General features: G+C 72.2%; 16 protein-coding genes and 1 tRNA gene. 12 read left to right on the top strand and 5 right to left on the bottom strand.

The features are described 5' to 3' along the window. Positions 1-10 precede the first annotated feature (10 nt). Genes ACYQ78_RS05790 through ACYQ78_RS05780 form a run of 3 tightly spaced genes read left to right on the top strand, consistent with a single transcriptional unit; the run spans position 11 to position 1860 of the window. A complete protein-coding gene (locus ACYQ78_RS05790; protein WP_459799621.1) occupies positions 11-1033 on the top strand; it encodes a LacI family DNA-binding transcriptional regulator in 1023 nt (340 codons plus the stop codon). Between the two features lie 39 nt (positions 1034-1072). Next, positions 1073-1414 (top strand): DUF3147 family protein, encoded by a 342-nt coding sequence (locus ACYQ78_RS05785; RefSeq protein ID WP_459799620.1) that lies wholly within the window; start codon positions 1073-1075, stop codon positions 1412-1414. Further along, complete coding sequence (locus ACYQ78_RS05780) at positions 1411-1860, top strand: DUF3147 family protein (RefSeq protein WP_459799619.1); 450 nt, start codon at positions 1411-1413, stop codon at positions 1858-1860. The genes ACYQ78_RS05785 and ACYQ78_RS05780 overlap by 4 nt, the downstream gene beginning before the upstream one ends. On the opposite strand, the gene ACYQ78_RS05775 is transcribed toward ACYQ78_RS05780, so the two are convergent. Both ACYQ78_RS05775 and mdlC read right to left on the bottom strand, forming a co-directional pair. Beyond that, positions 1775-2551, bottom strand: a complete 777-nt coding sequence (locus tag ACYQ78_RS05775) for an alpha/beta hydrolase (RefSeq protein ID WP_459799618.1) — start codon at positions 2549-2551, stop codon at positions 1775-1777. The genes ACYQ78_RS05780 and ACYQ78_RS05775 overlap by 86 nt on opposite strands. Before the next feature lie 13 nt (positions 2552-2564). Beyond that, a complete protein-coding gene (gene mdlC / locus ACYQ78_RS05770) occupies positions 2565-4118 on the bottom strand; it encodes a benzoylformate decarboxylase (RefSeq protein ID WP_459799617.1) in 1554 nt (517 codons plus the stop codon). A 189-nt stretch (positions 4119-4307) separates the two neighbouring features. Between mdlC and ACYQ78_RS05765 the strand changes: the two genes are divergently transcribed. Then, positions 4308-5501: an Nramp family divalent metal transporter gene (locus tag ACYQ78_RS05765; RefSeq protein WP_459799616.1), complete on the top strand. Its 1194-nt coding sequence runs from the start codon at positions 4308-4310 to the stop codon at positions 5499-5501. Between the two features lie 89 nt (positions 5502-5590). On the opposite strand, the gene ACYQ78_RS05760 is transcribed toward ACYQ78_RS05765, so the two are convergent. Then, on the bottom strand, positions 5591-6631 hold the full coding sequence (locus tag ACYQ78_RS05760) for a cupin domain-containing protein (RefSeq protein ID WP_459799615.1): 1041 nt from the start codon (positions 6629-6631) through the stop codon (positions 5591-5593). A gap of 194 nt (positions 6632-6825) precedes the next feature. Between ACYQ78_RS05760 and ACYQ78_RS05755 the strand changes: the two genes are divergently transcribed. The 7 genes from ACYQ78_RS05755 (at position 6826) to ACYQ78_RS05725 (ending at position 14388) form a co-directional block, all read left to right on the top strand. Then, positions 6826-6897 (top strand) — tRNA-OTHER (locus ACYQ78_RS05755). Positions 6898-6924: 27 nt separating this feature from the next. Next, entirely contained in the window at positions 6925-8409 is a 1485-nt protein-coding gene (locus ACYQ78_RS05750; protein ID WP_459799614.1) for an SDR family NAD(P)-dependent oxidoreductase, read from the top strand. Between the two features lie 2 nt (positions 8410-8411). Continuing rightward, entirely contained in the window at positions 8412-9542 is a 1131-nt protein-coding gene (locus tag ACYQ78_RS05745) for a leucine-rich repeat domain-containing protein (protein WP_459799613.1), read from the top strand. Beyond that, positions 9539-11110, top strand: a complete 1572-nt coding sequence (locus tag ACYQ78_RS05740; RefSeq protein ID WP_459799612.1) for an ankyrin repeat domain-containing protein — start codon at positions 9539-9541, stop codon at positions 11108-11110. The genes ACYQ78_RS05745 and ACYQ78_RS05740 overlap by 4 nt, the downstream gene beginning before the upstream one ends. A gap of 18 nt (positions 11111-11128) precedes the next feature. Further along, entirely contained in the window at positions 11129-12043 is a 915-nt protein-coding gene (locus ACYQ78_RS05735) for an ankyrin repeat domain-containing protein (RefSeq protein ID WP_459799756.1), read from the top strand. A 9-nt stretch (positions 12044-12052) separates the two neighbouring features. After that, positions 12053-13219: an AAA family ATPase gene (locus ACYQ78_RS05730; protein WP_459799611.1), complete on the top strand. Its 1167-nt coding sequence runs from the start codon at positions 12053-12055 to the stop codon at positions 13217-13219. Positions 13220-13221: 2 nt separating this feature from the next. Then, a complete protein-coding gene (locus tag ACYQ78_RS05725) occupies positions 13222-14388 on the top strand; it encodes a vWA domain-containing protein (RefSeq protein ID WP_459799610.1) in 1167 nt (388 codons plus the stop codon). Between the two features lie 110 nt (positions 14389-14498). Here the strand turns inward: ACYQ78_RS05725 and ACYQ78_RS05720 are convergent, their stop codons facing one another. Together ACYQ78_RS05720 and ACYQ78_RS05715 are read right to left on the bottom strand one after the other, a co-directional pair. Beyond that, entirely contained in the window at positions 14499-15662 is a 1164-nt protein-coding gene (locus tag ACYQ78_RS05720) for a cytochrome P450 (RefSeq protein WP_459799609.1), read from the bottom strand. A 100-nt stretch (positions 15663-15762) separates the two neighbouring features. Beyond that, a complete protein-coding gene (locus ACYQ78_RS05715; RefSeq protein ID WP_459799608.1) occupies positions 15763-16173 on the bottom strand; it encodes a tautomerase family protein in 411 nt (136 codons plus the stop codon). Here ACYQ78_RS05715 and ACYQ78_RS05710 point away from each other — a divergent pair. After that, on the top strand, positions 16172-18844 hold the full coding sequence (locus ACYQ78_RS05710) for an AAA family ATPase (RefSeq protein WP_459799607.1): 2673 nt from the start codon (positions 16172-16174) through the stop codon (positions 18842-18844). The genes ACYQ78_RS05715 and ACYQ78_RS05710 overlap by 2 nt on opposite strands. The last annotated feature ends 61 nt before the right edge of the window (positions 18845-18905 follow it).

The raw sequence follows: 18905 nt of genomic DNA, 5'->3' as shown, positions 1-18905 counted from the left end.
CTTGGACACTATGACGACAACTTCCGGCGGCGGGCCGGCCGAGCGCACCAAAGCGGCCGTTCTCGAAGACGTCGCCGGCCTCGCGGGAGTGTCGGCGATGACGGTCTCCCGCGTCCTCAACGCTCCCGAGAAGGTGCGCCCGGAGACCCGCGCTCGGGTGCTCGCGGCGGTTCAGGAGCTCGGCTACCGACCCAACTTCGCGGCCCGTTCCCTGGTGACGGGCCGCTCGGGCGTCCTCGGCGTGGTCAGTTTCGACACGACCCTCTACGGCCCGGCCTCCACCCTCTACGCCATCGAACGCGCCGCGCGCGAACACGACTACCTGGTCAACATCGCCAGCCTCGGCACGATGACCCGGCGGTCGATCGCCGAGGGCGTCGACCGGCTCAGGCAGCAGTCGGTCGACGGCGTGATCGTGATCGCGCCCCACGAGTCGGCCGTCGAGGGCCTGCGCGACCTGCCACCCGACCTGCCCGTGGTCGACGTCGGCGGCGGCGAGCGCCTGGCCATCCCTGCGGTCGCGGTCGACCACCACTCGGGCGCGTTCCGGGCCACCCGGCACCTGCTCGACCTGGGCCACGAGACCGTCTACCACCTGAGCGGGCCGGTCAACTGGATCGACGGCTACCACCGCATCCAGGGCTGGAAACACGCCCTGCGCGACCGCGAGGCGCCACCGCCGCTGGTCGGCGACTGGTCCGCCAACAGTGGCTACGAACAGGGCAAACGGCTCTCGCGCGACCCGTCGGTGACGGCGGTGTTCGTGGCCAACGACCCCATGGCGCTGGGCCTGATCAGGGCCTTCCGCGAGGGCGGGCGCCGCGTGCCCGAAGACGTCAGCGTGGTCGGCTACGACGACGTGCCGGAGGCGGCGCACTTCTGGCCGCCGCTGACCACGGTCCGGCAGAACTTCGCCACTCTGGGCCGCCAGGCGTTCCAGCTCCTGCTCGACCGCATGGTCGGCCTCGACACCACCGAACGCCGCACGGTCGAACCCGAACTGGTGGTGCGGGAGTCGACCAGCCGCAGGTGAACGCGTATCACCTGGTCACCCAGTGGGCAACGATCTTCCATGAACGACGTGTGGTTGATCGTGGCCCGGGGGGTGTTCGGGGGCGTGCTCGTGATGGGCTTCGCCCTGCTCGGTGAGGCGACCTCGCCGAAGCGCTTCGCCGGGATCTTCGCCGCCGCCCCGGCCGTGGCCGTCGGCGGCATGACGGTCACCGCGCTGAGCAGGGGCGGCCACGCGCTGAGCCAGTCGGGGCTCGGCATGGTCGTCGGCGCGCTGGCGCTGGTCGCCTACTGCGCCCTGGCGGTGCCGCTGGTCCGCCGGTTCGGCGCGCTCAAGGGGTCGGCGTGGGCGCTGATCCTGTGGGCGGCCGTCGCCGGGCTGGGCTGGACGGTGATCTCGTGAAGGTGCGGTTCAAGGCCTCGCGGCTGCGCCACACCCGCCCCCGTGACCTGGGCATCAGGTTCGCGTTCGGCGCGCTCATCTCGGTGATCGCCGGGCTCGTCGGCGAGAGGTGGGGCACCCTCGCGGGCGGCGTCTGGCTCGGGTTCCCGGCCATCCTCGGCGCCACGCTCACCCTCATCGAAGAGGAGGAGCACAAGCGCGGCCCGGCCGCCAAAGACGCCATGGGCGCGGTCTTCGGAGCGTGCGGCCTGGTCGCGTTCGCCGCCTGCGTGTGGATGTTCGCGACCCGCCTGCCGACCTGGCTCACGCTGGTCGGCGCGCTGGCCGTGTGGGCGGTCGTCGCGGTTCTCCTGTACGTGATCAGCGAAGCGAGCAGATCGCGTCTTCGATCACGTGGCTCACGGCCTCGGGGTGGGAGACCAGAGCCAGGTGGGAGCCGCCCTTGAACTCGGTGACCTTCGACTTGGCCCGCTTGGCCATGGCCCGCTGCGACTCCGGGACGATGATCTTGTCTCCGGTCGCGATGAAGTACCACGACGGGATCGTCTTCCAGGCCGGTTCGCCCGACGGGGTCGTGAACGCCGCCGTGGCGGCGGCCCGCTGTTCGGCCCAGAGCACGGCCGACTGGACCTTCGGCAGGTCCTGGGCGAAGGAGTTCTGGAAGACGTCCTGCTTCAGGTAGAGGTCGGAGCCGACCTGGTCGTAGAGGGTGGCCCCGTTCGCCCCGAGGGCCGAGCCCGTGCCGCTGAGCTCCGCGGTGGTCTCGCCGGTGTCGGGGGCGGCGGCGTCGACGTACACGAGCGCCTTCACGTTCTCGTTGCCCGTGGCGGCGTTGGTGATCACCGAGCCGCCGTAGGAGTGGCCGACCAGGACGATCGGGCCCTTGATCGTGTCCAGGAAGTCGCGCACGGTCTCGGAGTCGGTCGTCAGGTCGCGCAGCGGGTTGCCGATCGCGCGCACCGGATATCCGGCCCGCTGGAGGTCGGTGACCTGGGCCTGCCAGCTCGACGCCCCGGCCCAGGCGCCGTGGATGAGGACGACGGTGGGCACGACCGGGCACTCCCGCTGCCGCTCCGCGTGAGCCGGGACGGCTGCGGTCGTGAGGATCATCGCGATGGCCAGGAGTGTTTTCGGCACTTCTCCCCCAAGATCAACGCTGGTCGACGAGCACGAGCCGCGGTTCCTCCGCGTGGGCGCCCTCGTGGACGAACTCGGTGAGGTCCTTGAGCGTGTCGGCGTGGTGGGTCTCCAGGCCGTAACCGCGGGCGACGGCGAGCGGGTCGATGCCACCGATGTCGAGGTAGTCGCCGTGCGGGACCTCCATCAGGTCGGCGAACTCCTCCAGCGCGCGATAGCGGTGGTTGGCGCAGATCACGAAGGTGACCGGCACGTGGTGGCGGGCGGCGGTCCACAGGGCGGCCGGGGTGTAGTGCATCGCGCCGTCGCCGATCAGGGCGATCACCGGGCGGTCGGGACGGCCCAGCGACAGGCCGATCGCGGCCGGGAGGCCCCAGCCGAGGCCGCCCGCCGCCGGGTAGAACAGGGACTTCGGGCGGGTGATGGTGAGGCGGTCGCGCAGCAGGTCGGCCGACGTCCACTCGAAGGCGATCATCGCGTTGGCGGGTTTGCCCTGGTCGACGGCGTCGAGGATGGCCTCGGCGGTGAACGGCTCGGCCTCGGGCAGGAAGTGGCTCCTGGGCAGCGGGCGGTCGCTCCTGCCCACCATCGCGACCAGCCTGACCAGGGCGTCGGTCGGGTCGCCGACGAGGAAGACGCCCATCGGAGCGCGGGCGGCCTCGGCGGGGTCGTCGGTGACGGCGTACAGGCGGACTCCGCTGGGCAGGAAGTCGGCCTGACTGGGGGCGTGGTAGCGGAAGACGGGCGCGCCGACGCAGAGCACGACGTCGTGGCCCTGGAGCTTCTCGGCCACCGCGCCCACTCCCGACGGGAGAACGCCCTGGTAACCCGGGTGGCGGGTCGGGAACGGCGCCCTCGGGGCGCTCGGGGCGGTCCAGACCGGGAGGCCGATCTTGTCGGCCAGCGCGACGGCGGCCTCGAAGCCCGCTTCGGTGTCGGCGCCGGGGCCCAGGACCAGCACGGGGCTCGACGCCTCGTTCAGCGCGGTCACGACGGAGTCGAGGTCGTGGACGAGCGAGACACCGTCGACGCTCCGGTCGAGCAGGTGGGTCAGCGCGGGCTCGTCGGCGGGCTGGCCCCAATCGTCCAGCGGAACGGACAGGTAGACCACACCACGCGGTGAGCTCCGGGCGAGCAGGAGCGCGGTGGAGAGCAGGGCGGGGCCGTCTTGGGGGCGCAGGGGCTCGCCCGACCACTTGACCAGCGGATCTGCCAGCTTCGTGGGGTCGGTGTTGGTCAGCATGGCCTCGACGGGGACGTAGCGGCGGGCCTGCTGCCCGGCCAGCACGACCATCGGGGTGTGGCTCGCGGCCGCGTTGGTGAGGCAGCCCATGGCGTTGCCGGTGCCGGAGGCGGCGTGCAGGTTCACGAAGGCGGTCGTGCCGCCGGCCTGGGCGAATCCGTCGGCCATCGCGATGGCGGCGCCTTCCTGGAGCGCCAGGTAGTAGGGAAGGTCGGCCGGGAGGCCCGTCAGGAAGGACAGCTCGTTGGAGCCCGGGTTACCGAAGACCGCCTTCACGCCGTGGTGGCGCAGCACCCGGTAGAAGGCCTCGCGAACGTCAGCCATTAAGAGAACATATCCGGATTTATCGGAATTGCGCAATTCGCGCACTCGCGTTTCACGACTGACCAACCAAGGGAACATTTGACTCGGTGTGGCGATTTCCAAAACCTATCAAACAAGGAAATCACTGTGATTGCTCGCCCCAATCTCGTTAAATCCGGCATACGTCCATCAAATTGGAAAGTTGCCCCCATGCTGGGGCCCGCTTTCGTGGCCGCGATCGCCTACGTCGACCCGGGGAACGTGGCGACCAACCTGACCGCCGGAGCGACCCTCGGCTATCTGCTCGTCTGGGTCGTCGTGGCCGCCAGCCTCGTCGCGATCCTGGTGCAGTTCCAGGCGGCCAAGCTGGGCATGGCGACCGGGCTGAACCTGCCCGAGCTGTGCCGCCGGCGGTTCACCCGGCGCGGCAGCCTGCTGCTGTGGATGCAGGCGGAGATCGTCGTGCTCGCCACCGACCTGGCCGAGTTCGTCGGGGCGGCCATCGGGATGCAGCTGCTGTTCGGGATGCCGGTGTGGATGTCGGCGATCACCACGGCGGTGATCTCGCTGGCGCTGCTGGAGCTGCGGCGCAAGGGGCGCACCCGGCCGTTCGAGCTGATGAGCGCGGCGGCGCTGATGTTCGTCGGCGCCGGGGTCGGCTACGACATCGTCGCGACCGGCCACCAGTCGGCGGGTGGGCTGGCCGCCGGGCTGATCCCCAATCTGGGCGGGGCGGGCGCGTTGCTGCTGGCCATGGGGATCGTCGGCGCCACCGTCATGCCCCACGCGGTCTACCTGCACTCCGCGCTGGTGCAGGGGCGCGGGATGACCACCGAGGCGGCCCGCGCGCAGCCGGGGCTGGTGCGGCGGATCCTGCGGTGGGACTGCTCGCTGGCCCTCGGGGTGGCCACGGTCATCAACGTGTCGATGATCGCGCTCGGCGCCGGGCTCGGCGTGGCCAGCGGCGGCACCTGGACCGGCGACCTGACGGCCGCCCACGCCCAGCTCGGCACCCTGGCGGGCGGGTTCGCGGCGCTGGCGTTCGCGGTGGCGCTGCTGTCGTCGGGGCTGTCGTCGTCGGGCATCGGGACGCTCGCCGGTGACGTCGTGATGCGCGGGTTCCTCGACGTGCGGGTGCCCGTCCACCTGCGGCGGATCGTGACGATGACCCCGGCCGTGCTGGCGCTGCTGTCCGGGGTCCCGCTCACCGATCTGCTGGTGCTGAGCCAGGTGGTCATCTCGCTCGGCGTGCCGGTGGTGCTGTTCCTGCTGGTCTACTTCTGCCGCGACCGCGACCTGATGGGCCCGCTGGTCAACGCGCCCCTCACGACGTGGATCGCCGGCAGCGCCGCCGCCGTGGTCGCCCTGCTGGGCTGCTCGCTGCCGATCACGATGCTGCTGTGAGGAAGGCCCGGGTCTGCTGGCTGCTAGCCGCCGTCGTCTTCCTGCTGGACGCCGACCTCCGGCTCACCCTGACGCTCTTTCTGCTGGCGTCACTTACTTACGGGGTCGCTGGGATTGACGCGCTTCACGAAAAGCGGGTCGACCGGAGTGAAGGGGAATTGCGGGAGCTCCCTTTCCGGGATGGCGAAACTCGCGGCGAGGACTTCGCGTGAGAACGCCGTCGCGGTGGCCCGATATCCGATGTCGGCGGGCATCGGCTGGTCGAAGAAAATGAGGAAGTGGATTTCCTCGTCGCCGATGACCTCGATGTGGTGCGGGTACGCCCTCGGCACGAAATAGACGTCGCCGGGGCCGAGGAGATATTCGTCCATGCTGAGATCGGGGTCGAGCACGCGCATCCGCGCGTGGCCCTTGGCGACGTAGCCCATCTCGGCGGTGACCGGATGCCAGTGCGGCTCCCGCATGCCGCTCTCCCTGACCCGGAGCGAGTACATCGAGATGTCGTCGAGGGCGGCCCAGAACTGCGAACGCGCCATCCGCGCGTCGCCGTACGAATAGGTCAGCACCGGCGCCTGGCTCTCGATGTCGAACAGCCGCGCGTTGGGCAGCCCGGCGTTCGACGGCACGTCGAGCGAGCCGTTGCGCCGCACGATCTGCTGCGCCGGTGACCGCTCGAAGTTCTTGAACGCCGAGGCCTGGAGGTCGAAGGTGTTGCCGAGCACGGCGTCGGTCATCGCGGTGAAACTGTCGCGCACCGAGAAGTGCTGCGGCCGCTCATTGCGCAGGGCCAAGACGAGTTCGGCGCGGTCGTCGCCGATGTTCTCGATGTGATAAACCGCGCCCGACTCGACGTGGTACATCTCCCCCGGCCGCACGATGAACGACGCGAACGTGTCGAGGTTGCCGAGAATCGACACCAGCACCGTGCCGGAGACGCAGTAGGCGAGCTGGTTGGCGTTGATGTTCCACTGCGGTTCGCGGATCGCGCCCGGTTCGAGGAAGAGCCGCTTGAGCGACAGCTTGTCCAGAATCGGCATCACCTTCTCGTCGACCATGGTGACGGAGCCGAGATCGTTCTCGAACATGGGCCGGACGTTCGCCAGCGAGGTGATGTGCGGCGACTTGCGCATGGAGTTCCCCCAGGATCCGAACTGTTTTCCCAGGTTAAGCAGCATGTGTCCGAGATCTGCGGATGGACACGCGTGGGGTAGGGTGCCGACCGCACCGTCCAAGCGCGCCGGTTCGATTCCGGTCGGCCGTGCAATTCGCGGTATTCGCGAACAAGATCCGGAATGTCGGTGGGGTGCGCTAGCCTTTCGGCGGCACGGTCGTAGCGCAGAGGTCGTCGCGCCCCAATTCGATGCGGAGGACGCCGGTTCGAATCCGGTCGGCCGTGCACTTTTCTTTGCCGGAGGGGGGACGCGTGGCTTCTGACGTGGAAACCTGCCTGCGGGTGCTCGAAGAGGCCCGCACCGCCGACCCCGGCGATCCCCGCTGGACGAAGGTGCGTGAGGCCGCCGCGCAGGTCTACCGCGCGGACAAGAAGTCCCGCAAGGCCGCCCGCCACGCCGACCGCAGGCAGCGCGACGACCTCGCCAGCGCCGCGACCGAACGGCACCGCAGCCAGAACCCCGATTCCGCGCCCGTCGAGTCCGCCCCTTCGTCGGGCCCGCGCCCGTTGGTCGGCACCCGCCGCTGCTACACCTGCAAGTCGGTGTACGACCTGGTCCACCCCGTCTACCACCTGCTGTGTCCCGAGTGCGCCGAGGAGAACCTGGCCCGTCGCGTCGCCCGCTGCGACCTGCGCGGACGCCGGGCCCTGATCACCGGCGGCCGGGTGAAGATCGGCTTCCAGACCGCGCTGAAGCTGCTGCGCGACGGCGCGGAGGTCCTGGTGACCACCCGTTTCCCCGCCGACGCGACCCGCCGTTTCGCCGCCGTGCCCGACGCGGGCGAGTGGCTCGACCGGTTACACGTGCACGGGGTCGACCTGCTGGACCTGCCGGGGGTGGCGGGCCTGCTGAAGGTCGTCCACGAGCGGTTCGACCACCTCGACATCCTCGTCAACAACGCCGCCCAGACGATCCGCCGCCCCGCGGCCTACCACCGCGAGGTGCGAGCGGCGGAAAGCCTGCCGTTGGACGGCCCGGCGGCCCGCATCCGCATCACGGGCGCCGCCATGACGGCGGTCACCGCCACCTCCGATGTAGCCGTCGGCGCTCCCGGGGTGGCCAACGGCTCTTTCGGGGTGGCCAACGGCTCTTTCGAGGTCGGCACCCGGCCGGCCTGGCCGGAGGCCGTCGGGACGGCGCGCGACCTCGCGGCGGGTCCCTCTCGATTCGGTGGGTCGGATGCCCTCCTTTCCGCCGACGAGATCGAGGCGCTCTTTCCCGCCGGGCTGCTCGACGAGAGCGGGCAGCCGCTCGATCTGCGGGAGCGCAACAGCTGGAGTCTGCGGTTGCACGAGGTCGACGCGGCCGAGTGGCTGGAGGTGCAGCTCGTGAACTCCTTCGCGCCGTTCCTGCTGACCTCGCGGCTGCGGGGGCTGCTGGAGGCCTCGCCGCACCCCGATCGTTACGTCGTGCAGGTCTCGGCGATGGAGGGCAGCTTCTCGCGGCCCAACAAGACGGTCCGCCATCCGCACACGAACATGGCCAAGGCCGGGCTGAACATGCTGACCCGCACCGCCGCCCCCGACTACGCCGCCGCCGGGATCCACATGAACAGCGTGGACACCGGCTGGTGCACCGACGAGCGGCCCCACCCGGAGAAGGCGAACAGCAGGTTCCGGCCGCCGCTCGACGTCATCGACGGGGCCGCGAGGGTGTACGACCCGATCGTCCGGGGGGTCGGCGGCCAGCCAGTTTCCGGATATTTCCTGAAGGACTTCCGACCGGTGGAGTGGTGACCGTGGAACCTGTGCCCGTACGCTGCCCGGCCATCGAGCACCCCGACGTCCCCCTGGCAGCGTCGGCAGACCTCGACCCGCTGCTCGCCCGGCTGGCCGACGATCGCGCGGTCGCCGCCGACGAGGTGTTCCCGCTCGGCGCTCTGCGCCCCGACGGGCGGGTCGACCTGTGCAAGCAGGGATTGGGCGTGCCCGGGGTGGCCCGGCTGCTGCCGGTGGCGACGGCGTCGCCCCATGCCGTCCACCTGCTGCTGGGCACCAACGCCATCGGCGACGACGGGGCGCGCGCGGTCGCGGGCGCCCTCGGCGAGGGGCACCGCCTGCGGACCCTCTACCTCGGCTGCAACCGCATCGGCCCCGACGGCACGGCGGCCCTGGCCGACCGGCTCGGCGGCGACGGCACCGTGCGGGCGCTGTGGCTCAAGCGGAACCCCGTCGGCGCGGCGGGTGTGCGCGCGCTGGCGGCGATGCTCGGCCGCAACACCACGCTCCGCACTCTCGACCTGTTCAACACCGGCCTGACCATGGCCTCCCTGGAAGTGCTGGTCAGCGCGCTGCTGACCAGGGAGACCCCGCTGGAGCGGCTGTTCCTCGGCGGCAACGGCCTCGGCCCCGGCGCCGCGCCGCTGCTGGCCGCGCTGATCACCGGCACCGGCCTGCGGGAGCTGTACGTGCAGTCGAACCACCTCGGCGACGAGGGCGCCGCGATCCTCGCCGCGGCGAGCGACCCTGATCGCCCGGTGCGGCTCGGCCTCGGCGGCAACGGCATCGGCCCGAACGGCGCGACCGCCCTCGCCGACGCTCTCGCGGGCATCGATTCCCTCGATCTCGGCCGCCCCCTCTCCGAGCGCAGCCTCGGCGCACCCCCCAACACCACCGGCGACCTCGGAGTGAACGCCCTGGCCGGAGCCCTGTCGGGCAGCCCGCTGCGCCGCCTGGAGCTCCGCCACACCGGCCTCACCGGACGCGGCGCCAAGGCCCTGCTGGCAGGGGTGCCCGAGGACACCCGGCTGGAGTACGTCGGCCTCGGCCCCGGCCTCCCCCGCAGGGTCAAGCGGTCGTTCACCCCGCGCCTGCGCCCCGCCGCCCCCGCCCACCCCGACCTGGTCGCGATCGGAAGCCTCTACCGATGACCACCGTGTTTCCGCGCTCGGTCCGCGAGGAACTGGCCCACTGGCACCAGGCCCGCCGCTACGCCGTCCCCCGCTGGATGATCGAGAAGGCCACCGAACGCCGCCTGTCCGGCGACTGGCAGGGCGCCTGCGAGGCCGCGGGCGTGGACCTCGCCTTCGACCCTTCAGGGCTTCCCGCCGAGGTCGTGGACGACCTGCGGCATCTCGTCCCCGACCTGCTGCGCTGGCACACGCCCCGGGGCGGTCACAGCGCCGGGACGATGGCCGTCCTCCAGCGCATCACCCTCGTCAGCTACGGCGCCGACGAACTCCAGGTCACCACGCCCCTGCTGAACGAGGGCCCGCAACGGCTCACCCTGCGCCTCGCCCCCGCCGACGAAGAGGGCGACCACTACGGCCTCGAAGACGTCGACTGGACCAACGCCCGCCACCTCTGGGACGCCCGCCACACCGCCGAGCTGCCCGTCGGGGGCGGCAGGGCGACCGGACTCCTCATGGCGGGCCGGGTCGAGGAGGCGTTCGCGGCGGCCGGCATCGAACTGGAGCTCGTCCCGGGCGGCGCGAGGAAGGAATGGCGCCTCGACCATCTCGGACTGCTGGCCGACATGCCGCTGGACCTGTCGCGCCTGACCGACGAGGTCGCCCGGCTCACCGCACGAGGTGTGGACAAGCGCTTCCGCATCGAGAGCGCCGACTATCCGCACCACATCCTGCTCGAACCCTGGGGCGAGGGCCTCAAAGCGCGCAGTATCCGCGACCGCGCCGACCACCCCCACACCGAACTGGCCGAGGTCCACTGGCGGCGGCTGCCCGACCTCGACCTGCTGCACGCCGGCCTGCTGACCCCCGACGACCTGCACCCTCTCGTCCGCGAGGTGCTCCGCCCCGACCTCCCGGCCGGGGAGTCGGGCCCGAGCGGCGTGCCGCTGCCCTACCCGGTCCGGGTGAAGTGCTCGGGAGAGTGGCACGAGGTGCTCTCCGGCGGCGGCACCCTCCAGATCCCGCACAGCGACGACGAGCAGCGCCGCGAACGCGCCATGCGCGCCCTGGGCGGTGCCGTGTCCGGTTGTTTCGCGGCCCAGCAGTCGTGGACGACCGGCAAGGGCCGCGTGCCCAAGAAGCTGCGGTTCCAGCGCCGCGACCTGTTCATGACCGCCCAGCACGGCGACACCCAGGGCGTGATCCGGCTCCTGGACGCCGGGGTCGACCCTCGCGTCCGCGACGGCCGTCAGCGCACTCTCCTGCACCTGCTCCACCTGGTCGACCACGAGCTCCTGCTCCCCCGCCTCCTGGAAGCGGGTCTCGACGTGAACGCGACCGACTACCAGGAACGCACCCCGCTGCACCACGCGGTGGCCGCCTACGGCACCCCGGCGCTGGTGGCTGCGCTCCGCGCGGCGGGTGGCGCGATCGACGTGGTCGACTGGGAGGACTGGTCCCTGGCCGACCTGATCCGTCGCCGCCGCCGCAAGGACCTGCTGGAACTCCGCAAGGAGATCGAACGCGACTTCCCGGACATCGGCGTCGGCTACGAGGACTATGACGACGAAGATGAAGACGACGACTGACGGTCCGCACCGGTGATCATGTCGCCGGAACTGACCCGCTGGCAGCGGGTCCGCCGCTTCGCGGTGCCGGGGTGGATGATCGAGCAGGCCACCGAACGCCGCCTGGCCGGCGACTGGCAGGGCGCCTGCGAGGCCGCGGGCGTCGGCCTCGCCTTCGACCCTTCAGGGCTTCCCGCCGAGGTCGTGGACGACCTGCGGCATCTCGTCCCCGACCTGCTGCGCGCTGGCCGGTTGTCCCCCGGCGAGTTGCATCCCCTGGTCAGGGCGGCCCTCTTCCCCGCCCTTCCGCCGACCGCTTCAGGACCACGCGGCCCGGAACCCCTCCTTCCGGTACGTGTCCGCTGCGGCGGCGAATGGCACGAGGTCACCCACGGCAACGGCGCACTCCTGATCCCGCACAGCCCAGAGGAACAGGGCCGCGAGTTGGCGATGGGCGCCTTCGGCGGCGACGTGAACGGGTGCTTCCTGGCGCAGCGGGCGTGGAGGTCCAGGGAGGGCCGTCTACCCAAGAGGCTGGGCCGCCAGCGGCAGGACCTGCTCCTGTACGTCCAGCACGGCGACACCTCGGCCGTGCTGGAGCTCCTGGACGCCGGATTCGACCCCCACGTCACGGACGGCGACCACCAGACCCTCCTCCACCTGCTCTACCTGGTCGACCACGCCGACCTGCTGCCCCGCCTCCTCGCGGCCGGACTGGACGTGAACGGCCGCGACAACCTGGGCCGCACCCCGCTGCACACCGCGGTCGTGTCCGGCGGCTCACCCGAACTGGTCGCCGCCCTCCGCGCGGCCGGAGCGCGCCTCGACCTGACCGACGCGGCGGGCCTGACCCCGGCCGACCTGATCCCCCGTGGCCAGCGCACCGACCTGGCCGCCCTGCTGACCGAACCCGCCCGCGACCACTCCGGCATCGGAACCGGCCGGGACGACTAGGAAGACGACGTGAACCACAATCTGGCTGCGGCCGACGACATCAACCGGCGGCTGCGAATCTCCCGGACCGAACCGGTCGCGAGCGCGCAGCTCGAAGCGCTCGCGCTGGCCGTTTCGGCGAACCTGCCCGTGCTGCTGTGGGGTGAGCCGGGCATCGGGAAGTCGGCCGGGCTGGAGCAGCTCGCGCGCGGGCTCGGGCTGCCGATGGAGACGGTGATCGCGAGCGTCCACGAGCCCTCCGACTTCGCCGGGCTGCCGATCGTCGGCGACGACCCGGCCGTGACGGGGGTGCCGATGGCGCCGCCCGACTGGGCGGTGCGGGTGAGCAGGGCCGGTGAGGGGCTGGTGTTCTTCGACGAGCTGTCGTCGGCGCCCCCGGCCGTGCAGGCCGCCCTGCTGCGGGTGGTGCTGGAGCGCAGGGTCGGGAGCCTGACCCTGCCCGACCCCGTGCGGATCGTGGCGGCGGCGAACCCGCCGTCGAGTGCGGCCGACGGGTGGCATCTGAGCCCGCCGCTGGCCAACCGGTTCGTCCACCTGCGCTGGACGCACGATCCCCGGACCGTCGCCCGGGGGCTGGCCGGGACCTGGCCGACGGCGCCGATCCCGGCCATCGACCCCCACCGGGTCTCGGGCGCGGTCGCGCGGGCCAGGGGCGCGGTGTCGGGGTTCCTCACCGCCCGGCCGGGGCTGACGCACCACCTTCCGGCCGACGCGGAGAGCCGGGGTGGGGCCTGGCCGTCGCCGCGTACGTGGGAGATGGCGCTCAAGCTCCTCGCGGTCGCCTACGCGAGCGGCACCGGCCGCGAACCCCTGGCGGCGGCGATCGTCGGCGCGGTGGGCGACGGCGCGGGCGTCGAGCTCATCTCCTACCTGGAGGAACTCGACCTGCCCGACCCCGACCGGGTGCTCGCCAACCCCGACGCGTTCAAGCTCCCCGACCGCGGTGACCGCCAGCTGGCGTTCCTGACCGCCGTCGTGGCGGCCGTGCAGGGCGACCTCACCCAGCGCCGCTGGGAGGCCGGGTGGGTGGTGCTGGCCAAGGCGGTGGACGCGGGCGTCCCCGACGTCGCGGCCCGCGCCGCGATGGACCTGGCTTCGATGCGCGACCTCACGTGGCCGGTCCCGCCGGGCATCGACGCCTTCGTCGACCTCCTCCAGCTGTCGGGCGCACTCTGACGATGCCGGACCTGGATCGGGTGAAGCTGCTCGCCGCCCGCTATCGCGCGGCGACCGATCGGCCCTACTTCGCCCCCGCCCTGTACGCCCTCTCGATCGTCCCCAGCGATCAGGTGCCCACGATGGGGGTCGACCGGCACTGGCGCTGTTACGTCTCCCCCGCCTTCGTCGAGGCCACGCCCGTCAACGAGCTGGCCGCGGTCTGGATCCACGAGGTCTCCCACCTCCTCCGTGACCATCACACCCGGGCCGATCGGCTGCCCGCGGCCGAGCAGCGCGATCGGCTGAAGGTCAACGTCGCCCAGGACTGCGAGATCAACGACGACCTGCTCGCCGACCGGCTCCCCCTGCCGGCGGGGCGGATGGAGCCCCGCCTGTTCGGGCTGGAGACGGGCGGGCTGTTCGAGGAGTACGTGCCGAAGCTGCCCGCCATGTCGCACACGGTCGACTGCGGTTCCGGCGCCCATGGGCGGCCCTCCCCGTGGGAGGTCCCGGGCGGTGCGCCCGTGGTCGGGCCGGTCGAGGCCGAGTCGCTGCGGCGGCACACCGCCGAGGCGATGCGGGCGCACCAGCGCAGCCGGGGGACGCTGCCCGAGGGGTGGAAGCGATGGGCCGAGCAGGTGCTCGAACCGGTCGTCGACTGGCGGCAGGTGCTGACGGGGGCGGTCCGCGAGGCGGTGGCGTGGGCGGGTGGCGCGGTCGACTACACCTACCGGCGACCCTCCCGCCGGTCGGCGGCCATGCGCGGGGTGGTGCTGCCGAGCCTGCGGCGTCCGCTGCCGAGGGTGGCGATCGTGGTGGACGCGTCGGGGTCGATGGGCGACGACGAACTCGCCGCAGCGCTGGCCGAGGTGACGGGGGTGCTGCGGGAGGTCGGCGTGCACGGCAACCGGGTGACGGTGCTGGCGTGCGACGCCGACGTGCACGCCGTCTCGCGGGTGACCTCCGCCGAGCAGGTCACCCTGGCGGGCGGGGGCGGCACGGACATGCGGGTCGGCATCTCGGCTGCCCTGGCGGGGCCCGACCGGCCCAACGTGGTGATCGTCCTCACCGACGGATACACCCCGTGGCCGGACGAGCCCGAGTCGTGCCGGTTGATCGCGGCCCTGATCGGCCTGAACGCCCCGCCTCCCCCGGGCTGGGTGGAGACGGTGCGCATCCCCCGGTGAAGTCGTTGCGGCGCGGGTTCTGAGCGGGTGCGGAGCGCCGGACTGCCGCCCGCCACCAGGGGCGGCGGGCGGTGCCGTGGTAGGCGGAGCCGTAACGGAAGAAAGAGCTTTTACCAGGCCACAGGGAACTTGGTCAGGCCGTAGACGACGTTGAACGAGCGGAACTCCGGCTCCCCGGCCTCCCGCAGGTCCGGGAAGCGGTCGAACAGGGCCGGGAAGGCGATGCGCATCTCCATGCGGGCCAGCGGGGCGCCGATGCAGTGGTGGGCGCCGTAGCCGAAGGCGACGTGGGGGCTGTCGGGGCGGGTGATGTCGAAGACGTCGGGGTCCTTGGTCAGGGCGGGGTCGCGGTTGGCCGCCGGGAGGGAGACGACGACCGGGTCACCCTTCGCGATCTTGACGCCGGCGATCTCGGTGTCGGCGGTGGCGACCTTGAGGGCGCCCGAGTGGATGATGGTGAGCCAGCGCAGCAGTTCCTCGACCATGCCGTCGACGCGGGCGGGGTCCTCGCGGAAGAGGGCGAGCTGGTCGGGGTGGCGGAGCAGGGCCAGCGTGCCGAGGCCGATCATGCTGGCGGTCGTCTCGTGCCCGGCGAGCAGGAGCAGGCCGCCCAGGCCGATCAGTTCGACGTCGGTCACGTCGTCGCCGTGGTCGCGCACGAGCATGCCGAGCAGGTCGTCGCCCGGTTCGACCCTGGCCCGCGCGACCAGTTCGCCCATGTAGGCGGCCGATTCCATCTGGGCCTTGCCGCGCGCCTCGGGTGGCAGGTTGAAGTCGAGGAAGACCTTGCCGCGTTCCTGGAAGTCGTCGCGGTCGTCGTAGGGGACGCCGAGCAGTTCGCAGATGACCAGCGACGGGATCGGGTAGGCGTACTGGGTGACCAGGTCGGCGGGGGCGCCGGTGCGCTCCATCTCGTCGAGGTGGTCTTTCACGATCTCGACGACCCGGGGTTCCAGGCGGCGGATGCGACGCATCGTGAACTCGGGGGTGAGCATGCGGCGTAAGCGGGTGTGGTCGGGCGGGTCCATCATGAGCAGGGCGCCCGCTTTCAGGCGCCGGGTCTGTTCCTCGTTCATCGGCGGGATGTTGATCCCGTGCCCGTAACTGAACAGCTCGGCGTTCCTGAGCACGTCACGCACGTCGTCGTAGCGGGTGACCAGCCAGGCCTCGCGGCCGTAGGGCGTGGGCACCCGCGTCACGCCCTGCTCCTCGCGGGCGGCGGTCAGCTCGGGATCGGGGTCGAACCCCTGGCGGCGCAGGTGAAGAGGCATCATCGTGAGGTCTCCTGAGAAAGATCGGCTTACCCCAGCAAGATCCCTCTCCATCGTGACCCGCGCAACCACAACGGCGGAGCCGGGCGCGGACACGCAAGAACTAGCCGAGCAGTGCGCGCACGTGCTGGACGATCTCCTCGTTGGTGTACGCGTGCCCGCCGATCCCCCACCCGCCGGGCACCGCCTCCAGCAGCGTCACCCAGGTCCGCGCGGCCAGGCCAGGGTCTCCGGCCGCCTCGGCCACCAGGCCGGTCAGCTCCCGGACCACGCCGAGCTGCTGCTCCCGGTCGAGGGCGCCCGCGTTGGTGGTGACGGTCACGCGGATGTGGTCGGTGTTCCCCGCCGCGTCGGAGAAGCCGTCGATTTCGTGGACGAAGGCCGCGGTGTTGTCCAGGAAGAAGGGGATGACCGGGACCTTCTCCCAGCGCATCAGCGCCTGGGCGAGCCGGGCCGCCAGCTCGGCGCGGTTCGTGATGAGTCCCTTGGGCGCGTACACATCGATCATGGGCATGGCGTCCACTGTCGTCGCGGCCGGGTGGCGGGGCGATCCCGTGGTGTACGTAGTCTTGGGCGTCGGGCACTACGAACCGAGGTCGGCGGGTTTGGGCGAGCTGGTGGGCCGGGAGGAGGAGTGCGCGCGGCTGCGCGCGGTCCTCGGCGAGGCGCGGCGGGGCATGAGCGGGGTGCTGGTCCTGCGCGGCGGTCCCGGTTCGGGCAAGACCTCCCTGCTCCGGTACGCCTCCACGATCGCCGCCGGGGAGTTCGAGGTGACCCGGTTCGAGGCCGTCGAGTCGGAGGCCGAACTGGGCTTCGCCGCCCTCCACCACGTCCTGCGCCCCTACCTCGGCCACCTCGACACGCTGCCGTCACCGCAGGCCGACGCGCTCCGGCAGGTGTTCGGCCTCCGTGAGCGGTCGGCTCCGCCGGACGCGTTCCTGGTCGGGGTGGCGGCGCTCGGGCTGCTGGCGGCCCGGCCGGGGCACCTGCCGCTGCTCTGTCTCGTGGACGACGCCCACTGGCTCGACCGGGAGTCGGCCCGGGTGCTGACGTTCGTGGCCCGGCGCCTCCACGCCGACTCGACGGCGATGATCTTCGCGACGCGAGACCACCTCGACGGGCTGCCGGTGCTCGACGTCGAGGGGCTGGACCCGGTGGCCGCCGCCCGGCTGGTGGCGGCCTCGGTCGCGGGGGTCGTGGCGGGCGACGTCCAGGAGAAGATCGTCGAGCTCGCCGAGGGCAACCCGCTGGCGCTGGTCGAGATGGCGCGGGCGCTGACCTCCGAGCAGCTCAGCGGGCAGGTCCCGATCCCCGAGCCGGTGCCGGTGGGGGCGCGGATCTTCGTCGGTGAGACGCGCGCACTGCCGCCCGACGCGCGGGCGCTGCTGCTGACTGCCGCCGCCGACCCGACGGGGAGCCCGTCGACTCTATGGCGGGCCGGGGCGGCGCTGGGTTTCGGCGCCTCGGCAGCGGGGCCGGTCGAGGGTTTGCTGGCCATCGGGCCACGGATCGGGTTCCGGCATCCGCTGATCAGGTCGGCGGTCTACCACGACGCGTCCGTCGCCGACCGGATCCGGGTGCACGCCGCGCTCGCCGGCGTGAGCGACGATCCCGAACTGCGGGCCTGGCATCTGGCCGCCGCCGCGACCGGCCCCGACGACGCGGTGGCCGCCGAACTCGAACGCGCCGGCGAACGGGCCGCCGACCGGGGCGGCTGGACGGGCGCCGCGACCCTCCTGGCCAGGTCGGCGGCCCTGTCCACGGACGCGTCGGCCAGAACCCGGCGCCTGCTCACGGCGGCGGAGGCCGCGGTGGTGGGCGGCTCGGCCGACATGGCCCAGACCCTCCTCGACGAAGCCGATCCCGGCCACCAGAGCCGGGCGTACCGGATTCAGGCCCGGATTCACCGCCTCCGAGGCGAGCCCGCCGCGGCCACCGCCTCGCTGCTGGCCGCCGACGAGCACTTCAGGGACACGGATGTCCTCGTGGAAGCGCTCGTGCAGGCGCAGATCAGCGGCGATCTGGCGCCGAACCGTCAACGGGTGGCCGAGGCGGTCAGGGCGCTGCCAGCAGGCCCGGCCGTCACGGTCGGCGATCTCCTCCTCGACGCCGACACCGCCCTCCACCTCGACGGACTCCATGTCGCCGCGCCGATGCTGGCCGGGGCGGTGGCCGCCGTCCGAACCGCGGAACCAGCGTCCGCCGAATGGCTGGCCGCCGCGTGTTCACACGCCGCGCTGCTCGGCGACGACGTGTCGCTGCATGCCCTGGCCGTCCGGTCGGACACCGAGGCCACCCGGCACGGCGCGGTCATCGCGATGGCGCTCGCGCTCAGTTACGCCGGGCTGGCCGAGCTGATCGCCGGGCGGCTCACCGAGGCCGAGCGGCTCTTCGACCGGTGGGCCGCGCTGGAGGAGGCGCGCGGGGGCGATCTTCCGCTGGGCGCGCTGCTGGTGGCGGCCTGGCGTGGCCGGGAGATCGGCCCGCTGGCGGAAGCGGTCACCGAGCGGGCGATGCGGACCGGTCAGGGCTACCAGCTCGGCTACCGCGACTACGCCCTCGGCCTCGCCGATCTCGCCCATGGGCGTTACGACGCCGCCCTCCCCCGGCTGAGGTTCGGCTTCTGCCTGGCCGACGCCGTCGAGGCCGCCGTCCGGGCGGGGCTTCCCCACACCGATCTGGTCGAGCGCCTGGAGCTCCTGGCGATGACGTCCAAGACGCCGGGGCTGCTCGGCGATCTGGCCAGGGCCAGGGCGCTGACCAGTGGTGACGGCGATCTCTACCGGGAGGCCGTGGACCATCACCGCGGCGCCCGGGGGCCCGGACGGCTGGCCCGCAGTCACCAGGTCTACGGCGAGTGGCTCCGCCGGGAGCGGCGGATCAAGGAGGCGCGCGTCCAGCTGCGGGCCGCCCACGGTCTCTTCGCCGAGATGGGCGCCGCCGGGTTCGCCGAGCGGACGGCCCACGAGCTCTCGGCGGCCGGGGATCCGGTGCCGGTCACGCCGGGTGACCGGCCGGAACTCACCGTCCAGGAGGCCCGGATCGCACGGCTCGCGGCCGGGGGCGCGACCAACCCCGAGATCGCGGCGCAGCTGTTCGTTAGTGTCCACACGGTCGACTACCACCTGCGCAAGATCTTCAGGAAGCTCGGGGTGCGGAACCGGCGGGACCTCGCCGGGGCTTGACTCCGGGTTGGAACGCCCATCGTCCAGACCCCTCGGTCCTGCGGATCTACTGACCGAACTC

It is taken from the genome of Herbidospora sp. RD11066, from assembly GCF_054661255.1.
The sequence above is the reverse complement of the archived record's forward strand: the minus strand, read 5'-3'. Positions and strand labels throughout refer to the sequence as shown.

What these genes read in the sequence shown, in the direction of transcription:
- ACYQ78_RS05735 (WP_459799756.1), top strand. Translation starts at nt 11,129, where the DNA reads ATGTCGCCGGAACTGACCCGCTGGCAGCGGGTCCGCCGCTTCGCGGTG.
- ACYQ78_RS05760 (WP_459799615.1), bottom strand. Translation starts at nt 6,631, where the DNA reads ATGCGCAAGTCGCCGCACATCACCTCGCTGGCGAACGTCCGGCCCATG.
- ACYQ78_RS05725 (WP_459799610.1), top strand. Translation starts at nt 13,222, where the DNA reads ATGCCGGACCTGGATCGGGTGAAGCTGCTCGCCGCCCGCTATCGCGCG.
- mdlC (WP_459799617.1), bottom strand. Translation starts at nt 4,118, where the DNA reads ATGGCTGACGTTCGCGAGGCCTTCTACCGGGTGCTGCGCCACCACGGC.
- ACYQ78_RS05720 (WP_459799609.1), bottom strand. Translation starts at nt 15,662, where the DNA reads ATGATGCCTCTTCACCTGCGCCGCCAGGGGTTCGACCCCGATCCCGAG.
- ACYQ78_RS05765 (WP_459799616.1), top strand. Translation starts at nt 4,308, where the DNA reads ATGCTGGGGCCCGCTTTCGTGGCCGCGATCGCCTACGTCGACCCGGGG.
- ACYQ78_RS05740 (WP_459799612.1), top strand. Translation starts at nt 9,539, where the DNA reads ATGACCACCGTGTTTCCGCGCTCGGTCCGCGAGGAACTGGCCCACTGG.
- ACYQ78_RS05785 (WP_459799620.1), top strand. Translation starts at nt 1,073, where the DNA reads ATGAACGACGTGTGGTTGATCGTGGCCCGGGGGGTGTTCGGGGGCGTG.
- ACYQ78_RS05710 (WP_459799607.1), top strand. Translation starts at nt 16,172, where the DNA reads ATGGCGTCCACTGTCGTCGCGGCCGGGTGGCGGGGCGATCCCGTGGTG.
- ACYQ78_RS05790 (WP_459799621.1), top strand. Translation starts at nt 11, where the DNA reads ATGACGACAACTTCCGGCGGCGGGCCGGCCGAGCGCACCAAAGCGGCC.
- ACYQ78_RS05715 (WP_459799608.1), bottom strand. Translation starts at nt 16,173, where the DNA reads ATGCCCATGATCGATGTGTACGCGCCCAAGGGACTCATCACGAACCGC.